Origin of the sequence: Streptococcus sp. E24BD, from assembly GCF_041807825.1 — a bacterium.
Lineage (GTDB): Bacteria > Bacillota > Bacilli > Lactobacillales > Streptococcaceae > Streptococcus > Streptococcus entericus.
In genome coordinates this window covers 21,727-37,143 of the sequence record NZ_JBGTZB010000022.1, presented here as the reverse complement: position 1 = coordinate 37,143, position 15,417 = coordinate 21,727, and the positions used below count along the sequence as shown (strand labels likewise).

At 47.6% G+C, this 15,417-nt stretch carries 16 protein-coding genes; 6 read left to right on the top strand and 10 right to left on the bottom strand.

Going from position 1 to position 15,417, the window contains the following annotated elements; genetic code table 11:
• Positions 1–93: IS3 family transposase (locus ACERC5_RS06720; protein WP_373660139.1), on the top strand; the 93-nt coding region annotated here is incomplete at its 5' end.
• Positions 94–187: 94 nt separating this feature from the next.
• On the opposite strand, the gene ACERC5_RS06715 is transcribed toward ACERC5_RS06720, so the two are convergent.
• Both ACERC5_RS06715 and ACERC5_RS06710 read right to left on the bottom strand, forming a co-directional pair.
• Positions 188–1,114 carry a serine hydrolase domain-containing protein gene (locus ACERC5_RS06715; RefSeq protein WP_373660474.1) on the bottom strand — a complete coding sequence of 309 codons (927 nt, stop codon included), beginning with the start codon at positions 1,112–1,114 and terminating at the stop codon, positions 188–190.
• Entirely contained in the window at positions 1,111–1,845 is a 735-nt protein-coding gene (locus ACERC5_RS06710; RefSeq protein WP_373659455.1) for a CppA N-terminal domain-containing protein, read from the bottom strand. Before ACERC5_RS06710 ends, ACERC5_RS06715 begins: the two co-directional genes overlap by 4 nt.
• 176 nt (positions 1,846–2,021) lie before the next feature.
• Here ACERC5_RS06710 and ACERC5_RS06705 point away from each other — a divergent pair, with 176 nt between their 5' ends.
• Both ACERC5_RS06705 and ACERC5_RS06700 read left to right on the top strand, forming a co-directional pair.
• On the top strand, positions 2,022–4,301 hold the full coding sequence (locus ACERC5_RS06705; RefSeq protein WP_373660473.1) for a Xaa-Pro dipeptidyl-peptidase: 2,280 nt from the start codon (positions 2,022–2,024) through the stop codon (positions 4,299–4,301).
• 46 nt (positions 4,302–4,347) lie between these two features.
• A complete protein-coding gene (locus ACERC5_RS06700) occupies positions 4,348–4,647 on the top strand; it encodes a YbaB/EbfC family nucleoid-associated protein (RefSeq protein ID WP_373660472.1) in 300 nt (99 codons plus the stop codon).
• 50 nt (positions 4,648–4,697) lie between these two features.
• Here ACERC5_RS06700 and ACERC5_RS06695 read toward each other — a convergent pair whose 3' ends face one another.
• Genes ACERC5_RS06695 through ACERC5_RS06680 form a run of 4 tightly spaced genes read right to left on the bottom strand, consistent with a single transcriptional unit; the run spans position 4,698 to position 6,360 of the window.
• Complete coding sequence (locus tag ACERC5_RS06695) at positions 4,698–4,940, bottom strand: DUF2625 family protein (RefSeq protein ID WP_373660471.1); 243 nt, start codon at positions 4,938–4,940, stop codon at positions 4,698–4,700.
• Positions 4,937–5,143, bottom strand: a complete 207-nt coding sequence (locus ACERC5_RS06690) for a hypothetical protein (RefSeq protein ID WP_373660470.1) — start codon at positions 5,141–5,143, stop codon at positions 4,937–4,939. Before ACERC5_RS06690 ends, ACERC5_RS06695 begins: the two co-directional genes overlap by 4 nt.
• 35 nt (positions 5,144–5,178) lie before the next feature.
• Positions 5,179–5,775: a 3'-5' exonuclease gene (locus tag ACERC5_RS06685; protein WP_373660469.1), complete on the bottom strand. Its 597-nt coding sequence runs from the start codon at positions 5,773–5,775 to the stop codon at positions 5,179–5,181.
• A gap of 51 nt (positions 5,776–5,826) precedes the next feature.
• Positions 5,827–6,360: a DUF536 domain-containing protein gene (locus ACERC5_RS06680; protein WP_018367566.1), complete on the bottom strand. Its 534-nt coding sequence runs from the start codon at positions 6,358–6,360 to the stop codon at positions 5,827–5,829.
• Between the two features lie 126 nt (positions 6,361–6,486).
• Between ACERC5_RS06680 and polA the strand changes: the two genes are divergently transcribed.
• Genes polA through ACERC5_RS06665 form a run of 3 tightly spaced genes read left to right on the top strand, consistent with a single transcriptional unit; the run spans position 6,487 to position 10,017 of the window.
• Entirely contained in the window at positions 6,487–9,126 is a 2,640-nt protein-coding gene (gene polA, locus ACERC5_RS06675) for a DNA polymerase I (protein WP_373660468.1), read from the top strand.
• A 30-nt stretch (positions 9,127–9,156) separates the two neighbouring features.
• The gene (locus ACERC5_RS06670) at positions 9,157–9,576 is read left to right on the top strand and encodes an ASCH domain-containing protein (protein ID WP_373660467.1); all 420 of its coding nucleotides are present in this window, start codon (positions 9,157–9,159) and stop codon (positions 9,574–9,576) included.
• A 12-nt stretch (positions 9,577–9,588) separates the two neighbouring features.
• Entirely contained in the window at positions 9,589–10,017 is a 429-nt protein-coding gene (locus ACERC5_RS06665; protein ID WP_373660466.1) for a CoA-binding protein, read from the top strand.
• 333 nt (positions 10,018–10,350) lie between these two features.
• Here ACERC5_RS06665 and ACERC5_RS06660 read toward each other — a convergent pair whose 3' ends face one another.
• From ACERC5_RS06660 to ACERC5_RS06645, 4 genes are all read right to left on the bottom strand, one after another.
• Complete coding sequence (locus tag ACERC5_RS06660; RefSeq protein WP_373660465.1) at positions 10,351–12,096, bottom strand: ABC transporter ATP-binding protein; 1,746 nt, start codon at positions 12,094–12,096, stop codon at positions 10,351–10,353.
• A gap of 284 nt (positions 12,097–12,380) precedes the next feature.
• Positions 12,381–14,111, bottom strand: coding sequence for an ABC transporter ATP-binding protein (locus ACERC5_RS06655; protein ID WP_373659208.1), 1,731 nt, complete (start codon positions 14,109–14,111; stop codon positions 12,381–12,383).
• Between the two features lie 230 nt (positions 14,112–14,341).
• The gene (locus ACERC5_RS06650) at positions 14,342–14,815 is read right to left on the bottom strand and encodes a VanZ family protein (protein ID WP_373660464.1); all 474 of its coding nucleotides are present in this window, start codon (positions 14,813–14,815) and stop codon (positions 14,342–14,344) included.
• The gene (locus tag ACERC5_RS06645; RefSeq protein WP_373660463.1) at positions 14,812–15,381 is read right to left on the bottom strand and encodes a YutD family protein; all 570 of its coding nucleotides are present in this window, start codon (positions 15,379–15,381) and stop codon (positions 14,812–14,814) included. Before ACERC5_RS06645 ends, ACERC5_RS06650 begins: the two co-directional genes overlap by 4 nt.
• Between the last annotated feature and the right edge of the window lie 36 nt (positions 15,382–15,417).

The window sequence follows — 15,417 nt, the reverse complement described above, 5'->3', positions numbered from 1 at the left end:
AGCGATTATATTTTTTACTACAATAACAAACGAATCAAAACAAAATTAAAAGGACTTAGTCCTGTGCAATACAGAATTAAATCCTTTCAATAATATTTCTTGTCCAACTTTTGGGGGTCAGTACAATTCTTGGTCTTTTCCTTACTTTTCTTGTAAATCAGAGTATTCCCAGCTCATCTAACTGCTATCAACTGAGCCTTTGCTTGATAAGATCACGCAGTTCTCGGCGTTTAGCGATCCATAAAGGACGATCATCATAGGCATAAGTCCGATTGGTCAGGAAAATCACCGCTTGCTGACGTCGTCGATTGATCATGATAAAGGGACCAGTGTAGCCCGTATGGTCAAGCCAGTCACCGTCAAGATTCCAGCCCAGAGAGCGCGGTTTATCTGAACTGCCATAGTTGGTTAATAAGTCCACTCCAAAATCTGCGATCAAGTAATGCTCGCAAAAGCGCTCTAAATCGGTCACTGTCGAAAAAAGACCAGCTGATCCTGCATGAACACCCAAAACCTGAGCTTTAGGGTCATGAACCAGTCCATCTGCTCTGCCATTGACCGTCACAACAGCCCCTAAACGAGGGCCAAAGCTGGTTTCTGCCATCCCAAGAGGTCGAAACACCCGCTCCTGAAACAACTCAGCTAAACTTTTTCCAAACAAGTCTTCTAGCATAAAACCTAACAACAAGAAGTTGATGTCCGTGTACAAGAAACGCTTATCCGTGGTGACGGTAATGTGGTTGATGGCTGCCCGTAACTCCCTTGCGCTCAGTCGTTCGCGGTTTGGGATATAAGGGTCAATACCTGAGGTGTGAGTCAGGAGCTGCCTGATCGTAACCGTCTCGTCTGCTACTTCAGGGTAATAACTTTTAAGTGGTTGATCAAGCTCTAGTGTCCCATCTGCCAACAGCTGGATAATTACCGTCCCCACACCGACTACCTTGGACACACTAGCGAGGTCATAGACTAAGCCAGCCTCAACAGGAGCCTCAGGGGCTACCTCACCGATGTACCACTCCTGCCATCGCCCTTTTTGGAAAATAGCCAAGCTAGCCCCCAGATAGAGATGTTCTGACCGCTGTTGGTTGATTTTATCAATAATTGCCTGCATCATTTGACAAACCACCAGTCCAGCCGACTTGGATCCGTCACAATGAGCGCGGTTTCCTTTTTATTGAGCGTCGTCTCTAGTCCCAAGTCTTTGCAAATGACTGCAAAAGAAGCAAGGTCGACAGTCTTATCAACGGAACATTCTACCATGCTGATGTCCCAGGTCTGGTCGTTATCAGCCTGCAAGTCAGCCCCCTGTGCTTCGTTCAGCTCGACAGACAAGGGCAGACAGTCATAAAACGAGAGAGAAACCGACCTGTCAGGGACATTCAATACCAGACGGTCTACGATGACATCCGATAAACCGTTGAAGCCAGAGTCAGCCAAAAGGTCTGGGTAAGGAACTGGCTCAAGGGTTGTGACATCATCTTCTCCATGCAATAGCAGACGGTCCCCTTCTGGGGACAGGGCAGAGAAGGCATAGCCTGTTTGACCCTTATACACCCTCTCCACAGGTATTTTTCGTGCTAATAGCTCTGCTATTTCTGCCGTATCAGCCTTAAGCACCAAGGTGTGCAGCTTTTTAGGTCCATTGACTGCTCGCGTTCGATAAGATGGCGATTCTTCCAAAGTCAGTCGCGTCTCTCTCGCCGCATGTCCGCCTAAAAAAGCAAAGGCATTTTCCTCATGAAGCACTCGCAAACCAAGAATGTGCTCATAAAAATCCAGATTCCGCTGGCGATTGTTAACCCGAATATAGGGGGCAAGTAAGGCCATGTTTTCATTTTTTTTCATAGACTTATTTTAGACTAATTAGGCGATTTTGACAACTATTTCGACAGATGAGACAAGTTGCGGTATAATAGAGGTATTTCAACTGCAATCACCTCATTAGAAAGTGCAAGCCTGCTGATGTGGGCTCAACATGTCGCTCATTAACAAGAGGTGATTAGAAAACAAAAGGAGTTTCCATGCGTTACAATCAATTTAGTTACATCCCTGTCAATGAAAATAACCAGCTGGCGGATTTTACCCAGCTCGGCTTTACCCTATCTGCAACAAAAACAGGCAAGGACAACCTAGACACCTTTGTCCGCGCGACATTCTTTCACTACCCGGATACCGATTACCCTATCAGCCTCTTAGCGGCCGATCAGGAGACCGACCTCTTGACCTTCCTTCAGTCGGAACGTCCCCTGACCGAAGAGGTCTTCTACACGGTCGCTCTCCAGCTCTTAGGATTTGTGCCTGGGGTGGATTTTACTGACTGGACGGCATTTATTGACAAACTCACCTTTCCGATTGCCTTTTCTGAGGGCAATTTGCTGGCGAAACTCCACCAGTTGTTGGCAACACGGATGAAGACTGGTTTGACCTTGATTGACCATCTGGTTAGCCAGGGCTTACTGCCACTGGATAATGACTACCATTTCTTCAACGGCAAAAGCCTTGCGACCTTTGATACCAATAATTTGGTGCGTGAGGTGGTCTATGTGGATAGCCAGCTAGATACAGACGGTGATGGGGAGACTGATCTCGTCAAGGTTAACATCATCCGTCCCAAAACATCTCACCAACTGCCAACCATGATGACCGCCAGCCCCTATCACCAAGGCATCAACGGTCCAGCCAGCGACAAGAAACTCTACAAGATGACAGGCAGTCTGACGGTCAAAGAAGCAGGTACGATTGCCGTTGACCCACATGAACCGACTTTCCCATCTGAACAAACCAGCATCCTGCCTGAAAGTCCTGCGACAGAAACCTTTGCTCACATCGGCAGCTACACCCTCAACGACTACATGCTGGCTCGAGGCTTTGCCAACATCTACGTGTCTGGTATCGGCACAGCAGGTTCGACAGGCTTTATGACCTCTGGCGACTACCAGCTCATCAGCTCCTACAAGAGTGTTATTGACTGGCTAAATGGTCGTGCCATCGCCTACACCAACCAAAAACGTGAACAGCAGGTGCTAGCGACTTGGGCGACAGGTGAGGTCACAACGACGGGGATTTCCTATCTGGGTACCATGTCTACAGGACTTGCCACGACGGGCGTTGACGGGCTCAAGGTCATCATCGCTGAAGCCGGCATCAGCTCTTGGTACGAGTATTACCGTGAGAACGGCTTGGTGTGCAGCCCAGGTGGTTATCCGGGCGAAGACTTAGACAGCTTAACCGCCTTAACTTACTCCCGAAGCCTCTTGGCAGGAGATTTTGTTCATAGCCGAGCGGTATATGACAAACGTCTCGAAGAACAAGCTCAAGCGCTTGACCGCGAGACAGGCAACTACAACCAGTTCTGGGAAAATCGCAACTACCTCCCTCATGCTCACAAGGTCAAGGCGACAGTGGTCTACACCCACGGCCTCCAAGACTGGAATGTCAAACCGCGTCAGGTCTATAACATTCTAAATGCCCTACCGGACACTGTGGACAAGCACGTCGTCCTGCATCAAGGACAACACGTCTACCTCAACAACTGGCAGTCCATCGATTTTCGTGAGAGCATCAATGCCCTCCTGACCCAAAAACTGCTCAAACAGAACAACGGTTATCATCTCCCAGCCGTCATCTGGCAGGACAACGCCGCAGAGCAGACTTGGCAGACCCTTGACCAATTTGGTCAAGACAAGACCATCCGTTTTGATCTTGGTCAAGGTGAGCAAACCATCCAGAACCAGTATGAGCAAGAGACCTTTGAGCGCTACGACAAGGACTTCAAGACCTTCAAAGCCGATCTTTTTGCAGACAAGGCTAACGCCATCTGCATCGACTTGCCAGTCACTCAAGCTGTGCTCATCAACGGTCAAGCCCAGCTTCATCTGACCCTCAAATCGTCAGAAAACCGTGGGCTCCTGTCTGCTCAGCTATTGCACCAAGGAAAAGTCAAACGCCACACGGATACCCCCGTGCCACTGGGTGCTGCCACTATCGACAATGGACAAAACTTTCAGCGCGAGCCTGTTCGTGAGTTGCCATGGGTGGAGACGGAACAGCGGATAATCACTAAGGGCGTGCTCAACCTACAGAACCGAGATGGGATTCTGACCGTGAGCGACCTGCCTGCGGACGATTGGATTAGCCTGACCTTTGATTTACAACCGACCATCTTCCGTTTAACTGAGGGTGATACGCTTCGGCTCCTGCTCTATACGACCGACTTTGAGCACACCGTTCGAGACAACAGCGACTATCAGTTAACGGTCGATTTGAGTCAGTCTAAACTTTATCTGCCTATTGACGCTTAATGTGGTATAATTGTTAAAACAGTGATATAGAAAGAGGACACCCAACATGATGAATATGCAAAATATCATGAAACAAGCACAAAAGATGCAAAAACAAATGGAAGCTAAACAGGCTGAGCTGGCTGGTACAACCTTTATTGGTAAGTCTGCTCAGGACTTAGTAACAGCGACCTTTACAGGGGATAAACAGCTGGTTAATTTGGAATTCAGCCCTGTTATTGTTGACCCAGAGGATATCGAGACCCTGTCCGACATGACTGCTCAGGCCATCAACGATGCACTTAACCAGATTGATGAAGCCACCAAGAAAACACTCGGTGCCTTTGCTGGTAAACTGCCTTTTTAAGTAAATGAAGACGCCTTTCTTTTCGGAAAAGGCGTCTTCATTTATCTGATTTACTGCTGACTGAAGGCACAGGCCCACTCCGCACTGAGAGTTAAGAGTTCTCGGAAAGGGACATGTTTTCTAATCGCGGTATCAGCGCTGTAGGTAGTAGACCAGAGCGGAGGGTAGGTTGAGATGACAAGACCATCCTTAACCTGCTCTGCCATTGGCTCCGCCCCAGCAAACCAAAAAGACTCATAAAAGAGGGGCACACGGTCACTCTGGGCCCATGTCAAAAAATGTGGGTAGGTCACTCCCAGACTAGGGTATCGGGAGCAAAATAATGAACCGTCTGCTGACCCTCGCACAGGGCAAACAGACCGCTAAAAGTATCAAGACCAATCAAGGTTTGGTCCGACGGATATACTGTGTGAAAGACTTGGTTGTGGGGTAACAGCCCTTCTTCAGCTCCTAGCACCAAGAGCCCATAGCCACAATAGTTGTCCTTGACCTGCAAGGGCTAGTTTAATAGGGTAGCAAGCCACATCATGCCTAGTCCTCAAAGAGCTCTGCCAGTCCCAAACCGACAAAGGGGTTATTGCTGATTGTTTCTTGCTTGTCTAGCAAAAGGCGATTATCGTCGAACTCTTTGAACTGCTCATAGATTTTGGCAGTCATGCGGGCGTCTTCTAGACTATTATGACCCCGCCCCTTAATTTTGAGGAAGTCAGCTACACTTTGCAAACTCAAGCGGGCAATCCCATTGAGAACCGTGCTACGGCGCTCAAAAGCCTCGTCATAGACGTCGACCACATACTGTCCTGTCACATCTAAACCATAAGTCTGCAAAATCGGCAGGTCACTCTTGTAAGCATTGTAGCCAATAAGTGCAGTGTCGCTAACAAACGCAGCAAAGTCAGCCACCACCTGTTCAGCAGGCGGTGCGGTCTGAATCTTATCACTGGTGATGCCTGTCAGCCCATTGATAAAGCTCTTGAGAGGCTGGTCAGTGTGCACATAGCTATCAAAATGAGCCTGTTCCTGACCATCAACAAATTTCACTGCTGACACTTGCAAGAGATCGTAGTGACCGTCCTTGCGTTCGATAAATTCCAAATCAAAAGCAATGTAAGTCTCTAACTGTTCCATGATTACCCTTTCTAATGGTGAGAAAAGAGCGGGTTGCCCTGCTCTTCTTTTTTATTTCCCAAATAAACGAGCGAAAAATCCTTTATTGACAGGTTCAACAAGAACGTCCTCTGCCTCGATGACCTCATCTTTTTTCTCCGCTTCAGTCTTGACCTGATCAAGTTCCAATTTTAGCGTATCACGCTCCTTGAGCGCCGTTAGGGTCAACTGTTGTTGCTGGTCAATCTGCTTGTCTTTTTCTGCGATCTGCACATCTTTGACCTTGAGTTGCTCACTCAAAGCCGCCATCTGGGCATCCTTGGCCTTGAGTTGCTCGTAGAGCCGCGTAATTTCCGTGTTTTTCTCATCCACCAAAATCTCAAAAAACTCACGATGCTTGGCTTCTTCACTAATCGGCTCATCCTCAAAAATGGTCTTTTTGTAGATTTCCTCCAGCTTAATCAAGCCTGACCGTTTCACGACCGTCACGCCCTTATCATTTTTCTCGATGTCCTCTTCCGCCAAGGTCTTAATCCGATTGTTGATGGCTTGGCGGCTAACACCCAAAATCTCTGCCAGCTCACTGACGGTTTTTTCTACTGTCATAAGTCCTATTTCCCTCGTCTTTTCTTAACAAAATCATAACACACCCCCTATCATTTGTCAACTTTTCCTATGGTTTTGGGTAATCGCCCAATAGCAGAGCTGACCAGTTTGTGGTACAATAGCAGTATGAACAAACTACTTTTAATCGACGGCTCTTCCGTCGCTTTCAGGGCCTTTTTTGCCCTCTATAACCAGATTGATCGCTTCAAAAATGCCAACGGTCTTCACACCAATGCCATCTACGGTTTCCACCTCATGCTGGACAGCCTGCTGACTCGCCTCCAGCCGACCCATGTCTTGGTAGCTTTTGATGCTGGCAAAACCACCTTTCGGACAGCGTTCTACGCCGACTACAAGGCTGGTCGTGCCAAGACCCCAGACGAGTTCCGTGAGCAGTTTCCCTACCTGCGGGAGCTCCTGACGGCACGCGGCATCGCCTACTACGAGCTGGCAGATTATGAGGCGGATGATATTATCGGGACTTTGGCGACAATGGCAGAGCAGGACAGTCAGGACTTTACCATCACCATTGTCAGCGGGGATAAGGACTTGATTCAGCTGACAGATGCCAATACCACCGTTGAAATTTCTAAAAAAGGGGTCGCCGAGTTTGAAGCCTTCACCCCAGCCTACCTGCTGGAAAAAATGGGGCTAACGCCTGAGCAGTTCGTCGATCTCAAAGCCCTCATGGGGGACAAATCCGATAACATCCCTGGTGTCACTAAAATCGGTGAAAAAACAGGCATCAAACTCCTCCTCGAACACGGCAACCTAGACGGGATTTATGCCAACATCGACCAGATGAAGCCCAGCAAGATGAAGGACAACCTCGTCAACGACCGCGACCAGGCCTTTCTCTCTAAACGGCTAGCCACCATCAACACCAACGCTCCTCTGACCATCGGACTTTCGGACATTAAACTGAAACAGCCTGACCTTGACCACCTCAGCCGTTTTTACGATGAAATGGGCTTCCGCCAGTTCAAGGCTGGACTGGCCGAGCTAGACGACACTGGCAGGTCTCGTGAAGTGGTTGAGGTGACCTACACCGAGGTGACTGAACTATCAGAGGAGATGCTGACAGAGGACATGTTTCTCCATCTGGAGATCTTAGGAGACAACTACCATGTCGAGCCGATTGTCGGACTTGCTTTTGGCAATCAAGACCAGCTCTATGTCTCCACAGATACTAGCCTCTTGCAGTCAGATCTGTTTAGGGACTTCCTCAGACGACCCGTCAAGACCTATGATGCCAAACGGGTCAAGGTGCTGCTGGCTGGTCTAGGCGTGGACATGGCAGCAGCTCGTTTTGATAGCCGTTTAGCCAGCTACCTGCTGTCAACTGTTGAGAACAATGACATCTCAACCATTGCTAAGCTCTACGGTGACTTTCCACTGTCGGACGACCTCGAGGTCTATGGCAAGGGGGTCAAGCGCGCCCTGCCTGAACGCCCTGTCCTGCTCAGCCATTTAGCCAAAAAACTCCAAGTGTTAGTTAGCACCGAAGAAGTGCTACGCACCAAGCTAGAGGAGCAGGGGCAGACTGCCCTCTACATGGACATGGAGCTACCGCTAGCGGATGTGCTAGCTAAAATGGAAATCGCCGGCATCCATGTGGAGCGTGAGGTGCTGGAGGCCATGCAAGTGGACAACCAAGTGGTGATTGACCAGCTGACGCAGGAGATTTACGACCTAGCAGGGCAGGAGTTTAACATCAACTCACCTAAGCAGCTGGGCACGCTCCTCTTTGAGACCTTGGGCTTGCCGACTTGGGCGACTAAGAAGACCAAGACCGGCTATTCCACTGCCGTTGATGTCTTGGAAAAGCTGGCGCCTGAAGCGCCAATTGTGGCGAAAATCCTCGAGTACCGCCAGATTAGCAAGCTCCAGTCAACCTACGTTATCGGGCTTCAAGACTACATCATGTCAGATGGCAAAATCCATACCCGTTATGTGCAGGATTTAACCCAGACAGGGCGTTTGTCGTCAACCGACCCCAACCTGCAAAATATCCCTGTTCGTCTGGAACAGGGCAGGTTGATTCGTAAAGCCTTTAAGCCAAGTGAGGGGCAGGTGCTCTTGGCCTCTGACTATTCTCAGATTGAGTTGCGCGTGCTGGCTCACATTTCCCAAGACGAGCATCTGATTGAGGCCTTCAAGCAAGGCGCAGACATTCATACCTCAACAGCCATGCGGGTCTTTGGCATTGACAAGCCTGAAAATGTGACGGCAAACCATCGTCGCGATGCCAAGGCCGTCAACTTCGGCGTGGTCTATGGGATTTCGGATTTTGGCTTGGCTAATAACTTAGGTATCACCAGAAAGGCCGCCAAGGACTACATTGATACCTATTTTGAGCGTTTCCCTGGTATCAAGCGTTACATGGACGAGATGGTTGCTCAAGCCAAGGAACAGGGCTATGTGGAGACCCTCTTTCACCGCCGTCGCGAGCTGCCAGATATTCACTCGCGCAACTTCAACGTCCGGAGTTTCGCCGAGCGCACGGCCATCAACTCACCGATTCAGGGGTCTGCTGCAGACATTCTCAAGGTTGCCATGATTAACCTAGATAAGACCCTGACCGCTGGCGGCTATCAGGCACGTATGCTCCTTCAGGTGCACGACGAGATTGTCCTTGAGGTGCCAATAGCAGAGCTGGATGCTGTTAGCCAACTGGTCACCGAGACCATGCAGTCTGCCATCGAGTTATCTGTGCCCCTCATCGCTGAAAGCAGTTCAGGAGAAAACTGGTACGAGGCGAAGTAACACAGCCATAGAAACTAAAGGAGCACAAACATGGCCAAATATGGTGATTTACATGCTAAATACCCAGACCTAGAGGTCTGGGCACATCCTACTGAATATAAAGAATTATACGATTTAACAGTCAGAGGCACAAAGACCGCCACCAGCTCCTGGTATGCGGAATACGCCTCACCAGATGAGCTGGATCAACCAGGTGACCGATCCATTATGTTAGACAATCCTGAACACCCCACTCAGGAAGTCCTGCTTGAAACGGTAAAGGTCATCATCGAACCGTTTAATGCGATCTCAGAAGAGACAGCGCGGTGCAATGCAGAGGGTGATGGCACGGTTGCTGACTGGCAACGGATTTTCGGTGACTTCTGGCAACGGCATCTGCCAACTGTCGGACTGGACTTTTCAGAGACAGGTTTAGTTGTCACAGAATTTTTTAAAGTTGTTGAACAATAAAGGAGAACACACATGACCTACACCTTCCAAAACCCACCTCAAGAGGTGATATTCGATTATATCAGAAGAACCAAGACCATCTCGGTGGTTGGGTTATCTGACCGCACAGAGACAGCTGCTTACCGCGTTAGTCAACTCGTGCAGGAGGCTGGTTTTACCATCATTCCAGTCAATCCAAAGCTTGCTGGGGAAAAAATCCTCGGTGAGACAGTCTATGCTAGACTGCAAGACGTGCCTGTCCATATCGACATGGTCAATATCTTTCGTCGCAGCGAATTTCTGGCAGATGTTGCTAGAGATTTCCTCGAAACTGACGCTGACATCTATTGGGCACAGCTCGGACTCGAAAGTGAAGACGCAGAAAAGCTCCTGCGTCAGGCTGGTCGCGATGCCATTGTCATGAACAGGTGCTTAAAAATCGAGTACCTTAAAATGGCATAAGGGCATCAAAATAAGGCGTTCCTTTGGACATTTCAACTGAAAGACAATCCTCAAACAGTGGATTGTCTTTTTCTATATCTGCGAAATTTATAGCGTCCTGATGATTGATAAGCAGGCATTTTGACGGTTTAAGACAAATCAGAAATCTTTTACGGTTGTCGTTTCTATCGGTTTTGAGCATTTTATACACTTAAACTAGCTCAAGCCCTTAGAAATGAGATTCTAAGAGCTTGAGCTATAGTCTGAACCTACCCTAAGCAGGTTATTTTCAGTCTTTTCGGCAAATTTTTAACTCGACAATAACAGGGATAGTTAAGAATAACTTAGTCCTTGCTATTTTTCCATCATGCCAGCTTGGAGTTGATACATCTTATGGTAGGTTCCCTTTAGAGCTAGCAAGGTCTTATGGTCCCCACTCTCGATGATTCGACCTTTATCCAAGACATAGATGCAATTAGCGTCTTGAATCGTTGATAGGCGATGGGCAATAGCGATTGTTGTCCGTCCTTGACACATCTTAGCAAGAGAATTTTGAACGATTTGCTCCGTCTCGGAGTCAATATTGGCAGTTGCCTCATCGAGAATTAAAATCTTAGGTTGGCTGGCAACAGTCCTAGCAAAAGCTAACAGCTGGCGTTGACCTGTTGAAAAGGTTGCTCCACGCTCAGTGACAGGTTCACTATAGCCTGCTGGCAATTTACTGATAAACTGGTCAGCATCGACAAACTCTGCTGCAGCCCGAACCTCATCATCGCTGATTTCCTGATACATCCTGATATTAGACGAAATTGTCCCATGATAGAGAAAAGGGTCTTGGAGAACCAAACCGATGTTCCGACGTAAAGCCTCCTGACTGTACTGCCGAATATCGGTGCCATCAATCAACACACGCCCTGATTGAAACTCATAAAAACGCATGAGAACATTGATGATAGAGGACTTGCCTGATCCTGTCGCCCCAACAAATGCAATCGTTTCACCTTTATTGACCCGAAAGGATACCTTATCCAAAATCTGGTTCTTTCCATCATAGCTAAAAGAAACGTCTTCAAATACAATATCACCTGACTGGATGTCCTCAACTTCCCCCAGCTGAGCGGGCTCAAACACCTCCTGATCAATGAGGCTGAAGACACGACCAGCAGAAACCATAGAGGTTTGCAGGGTTGAAAAGTTCTGCGTTACTTCGATTAACGGATCAAAGAGACGGTTAATGTATTGGATAAAGGCATACATAAAACCTGCAGAAATCCCAAGTTTTTGCCAGTTAAAGCCAAAATAGGCCATCAACACCGCATAAGCAAGGAGTTTTAAGAGGGACATGGCAGGGCGTAAAAACAAACTATCCAAGGCTAATGACCGATTGACGTAGGTGAGATGTTCCTGATTGATCGCATCAAACTCATTCTGAAGACGTGCTTCCTGACTAAAGGCTTGAATAATGCGGATACCCTCAATACTTTCTGCCAGTTTGCTATTGATATCACTGAGTAAACTCCGCGTTTTAGCAATCACTGCAGTCGACTTCTTGCGGTAAAGATTAACCAAGATAAAAATCAAGGGCAAAAAGAGGGCAACCAGTCCAGTGAGCTTGACGTCCAAGGTCAACATGGTGTACAAGGTCACTGTAAAAATAAATACCGCCGAAACAAAACTTGCCAAAATACCTGAAAACATCTCGCTGATGCTCTCCGTATCGTTGGTAATTCGCGACACAATAAACCCAGCCGGGGTTTTATCAAAATACGACATTCCCAATTTTTCCATGGTCGCAAACGCATCTCGCCGAATATCACGCACCACACCATAAGACACCTTGGCAAAGAAAAAGTTACCAAAATACTGCAGCAAACTCTGCGCCATATAAAGGCCATAATAGCCAATCAAAAGGCTCAGCCCGTCTGTCGTCTGACCAGCGATATAGCCATCAATAAATCGACTAGCCACAAGGGGGATAAGACTTTTTACCACCGTTGTGGCCAATAGCAGAGCTAGGGAAAAAGTGGTTAGTAGACCATAAGGGGTCAAGTAGGTCATCAGCCGACGAAAGGTCGACCATAATTGAGCTTGTTTGGGCATTGACTACTCCTTTCAAAACATCATAACAAGCAAGAGACGAGCGCGGTCAAGGCAACCCAAAACCAAATGAGTGCCGTCTCTAAAAAATACTCGGTTCGGTCTATAGGTTACTAACGAGCTAAAAGCTTCACTGACTTACCATAGAGCACAGCAAACGAGCGCTCCCATCACGGCTAAACTAGGGCAGCCAGAACCGTAAGCCAGTCTATAACGTTTACAGGTGATCCTCGTTATGCCAGTGAATCAGATCCTATAAGAGCAAGGCTGCTGCTCAACCGATGAGCTTAATCTCCCATCTCCAGCTGTTGGCTAGCATAAGTTGTCGCATACCAACCTCCTGCTGCAACCAGCTCATCGTGACGACCCCGCTCAATGATGCGACCATCTTGCATCACTAAAATCAGATCCGCGTGGACAACTGCTGACAAGCGATGAGCAGTGATGATCGTCGTCTGCCCTTGACGCGTTTGCTTGAGGTTATCAATAATGGCATGCTCCGTCTTAGCGTCAACAGCTGATAGAGAATCATCTAAAATCAAAATATCAGGTGTCAAAATCATGGCACGACTCATGGCTAAACGTTGCTTTTGACCGCCAGATAAGGACACGCCACGTTCTCCAATGATGGTTTGGAACCCATCAGGCATACCCATCACATCATCATAAACATGGGACATTTTAGTTGCCTGTTCCACCTGTTCTTGGGATAGGCTCGGATTGCCAAAACGGACATTGTCCTCAATAGACATCGCAAAGAGCACTTGGTCTTGTGGCACATAACCCATCAGAGAGCGCAAATCAGACAAGCGGTAAGCCTTGATGTTATGACCGTTTAGACGAATCTCACCGTCTGTGACATCATACTCTCGTAACAGCAATTTTATTAAACTGGTTTTACCTGAGCCAGTTTGACCAACCAGTCCCAGCGTCTGCCCTTTTTCTAAACTAAAGTGGATATCACGCAACGTTTCCTCGTTATCATAAGCAAAATAATCCACCGCATAGTCCAGACGACCATTTTCAATAGCAGGTAAAGGATCAGTCGCTTCTACAACTGCTGAACGCTCGGATAGTAGGCTATTGATACGGTCATAAGAAACTGACCCACGCTGAATCATGTTAAACAGGAAACCAACAGCCATCAGTGGCCAGACCAGCATATCCAGATAAGTGATAAAGGCCACCAATTGACCGACACTCACCTGCCCAGAACGGACAAAGATTGAACCAACAAGGAGGATCAAAACATAGGAACTCCCCACAAAAAGCAAAACAACCGGATCCCACATGGCATCATAGAACATGGTTTTCATGTTTTTTTGGTAGGTCATCTGGTTAGTCTCTTGAAAGCTAGCCAGCTCTTGAGCCTGATAACCAAATGATTTGGTCACCTTGATCCCTGACACGCTCTCTTGAACCTTATTATTTAGGTCAGAAAAAGCAGCTTGAGAGGCTTGGAAACTGGTATGGGTACGTCGTCCGAGGAAACTGGTCGTCATCGCCATAAAAGGTAACGGAATGATAGCGACAAGCGTCATCTGCCAAGAAATGGTCACAAACATGGTCAACAGGGTCACCAAAGCTGTTATCGAGGCATCCACTGCCGACATGACCCCACCACCAGCCAAACGTGTCAAGGCGTTGATATCATTGGTCGCGTGAGCCATCAAATCACCTGTCCGATAGGTCTGGTAAAAGGATGGCGACATTTTGGTAAAGTGCTCAAACAGGCGCGACCTAATCAGTTGCCCTAAACGGCTAGAAGTCCCTAAAATATACATCCGCCAAATATAGCGAAGTACATACATCCCAAGTGCCGCTAAAAGGAGCCACAACAGGCTCCATAGCAGTTGCTGAGGGGTCAGTTGTTTGTTAGCAATACTGTCAATCACGCGCCCCATCATCATAGGAGGCACTAGGTTTAAGACAGATACCAGACTAAGCGCCACAATCCCTGTCAAGTAACGGCGTTTTTCTAACTTAAAAAACCACCATAAATCACGTACAATTTTCATGAATTCTCCTTTCTTTCTCCTAAAGGCCATCGCAGAGCTAAACAGCCCGCTCTCCTGTCATGAGTTAGCCCAAAAGAGGAGCAGTAACAAACAAATCAGCACCATAGCGGTGCTGAGGATGATAGGCTATTATACCACGTTTTCTGCACCAGGTCTAGTTGACAAGGACTAAGGAAAACGTTTTTTCTGTTGAACATGGCCTGTTTGTCTGAAAAAGAGCAAACAAGTGGTTAGTCTATGTTAATGTGTTTGCTAGTGACATGGCGATAGGTCAGGTAGGCAAGCAAACCACCCAACGTATTTGTCCAAAGGTCATCAAATTCAAACACCCGATTGGCATCAATGAGAAGATCCAAAACAATCTGTGTCAGCTCAATGCTCAAACTCAGGTAAAAAGCTAGTTTAATAGCGCGAGCCATTGAGCGCAAGCTCGGAAAAAGATGAAGCAAACCAAGAACCAGCGGATAGAGGAGAAAAATATTCATCACGTTTTGGCAGATAACCCAGACCAGCTGCCTAAAACTGTTTATCGCTTGCCAGCCCCAAAGGGTGTTGAAGGGGCGAAGTAAAACAACAACGCGGCCAAAGTGTTGAATCCCCGGGGTCTCCTCCAAGCCAAAGTTAGGTTGGGGCATGAAACAAATCACCGCAACAAAAATAGCATAAGCCAGTGTCGCCCCCTGAATCAGTCGACGACAGGTCATCCGCGCTCTCCTTTTTGCCGAATATTGAAGCCTTTCTGCTGAACGGCTGCTTTTTCTGGTCTAGCTGACGAGGTGCTTGCAGAGGTCTGACGTAATTTTTTTTGAAAAGCTGGCTTTGCCTGCTCTGAACGCTCCTCAAACCGCCTATCAATGCCTGATCTGCGGTGACGTGGTCGCCGACGACGATTTGGCTGTTGCTCCTCTTCAAACACAACCTGCCTTGGTTCCTTATTTTCTAAAATAAAATAAGCGCAACCAAAGTTGCAGTATTCTTTTAAATAGTCGTCTAAACGGCTGATAGCGGTCATGGTCTGTTTAGGGTTGTCCTCACGGTAAAAACCGCGCAACCGTAATTGCTCATTTCCCCAATCCCCAACAATGTAATCGTACTTGAGCAAAATCTCAGAAAAACGCTGGGTGAAACTCTCCGCATCAAAGGTTTCGCTCGTGCTCTTCACAATCGTAAAGACCACATCATCACTTTTGACTTGATTGTCAAAGCTAACAAAAACCGGTCCAGGATATTTGTTATAGTTATACATTTCGGGGGTAATATCTTTTCTCATCGCGACACTTTCCTATTCTTTTCTACCATTATATCA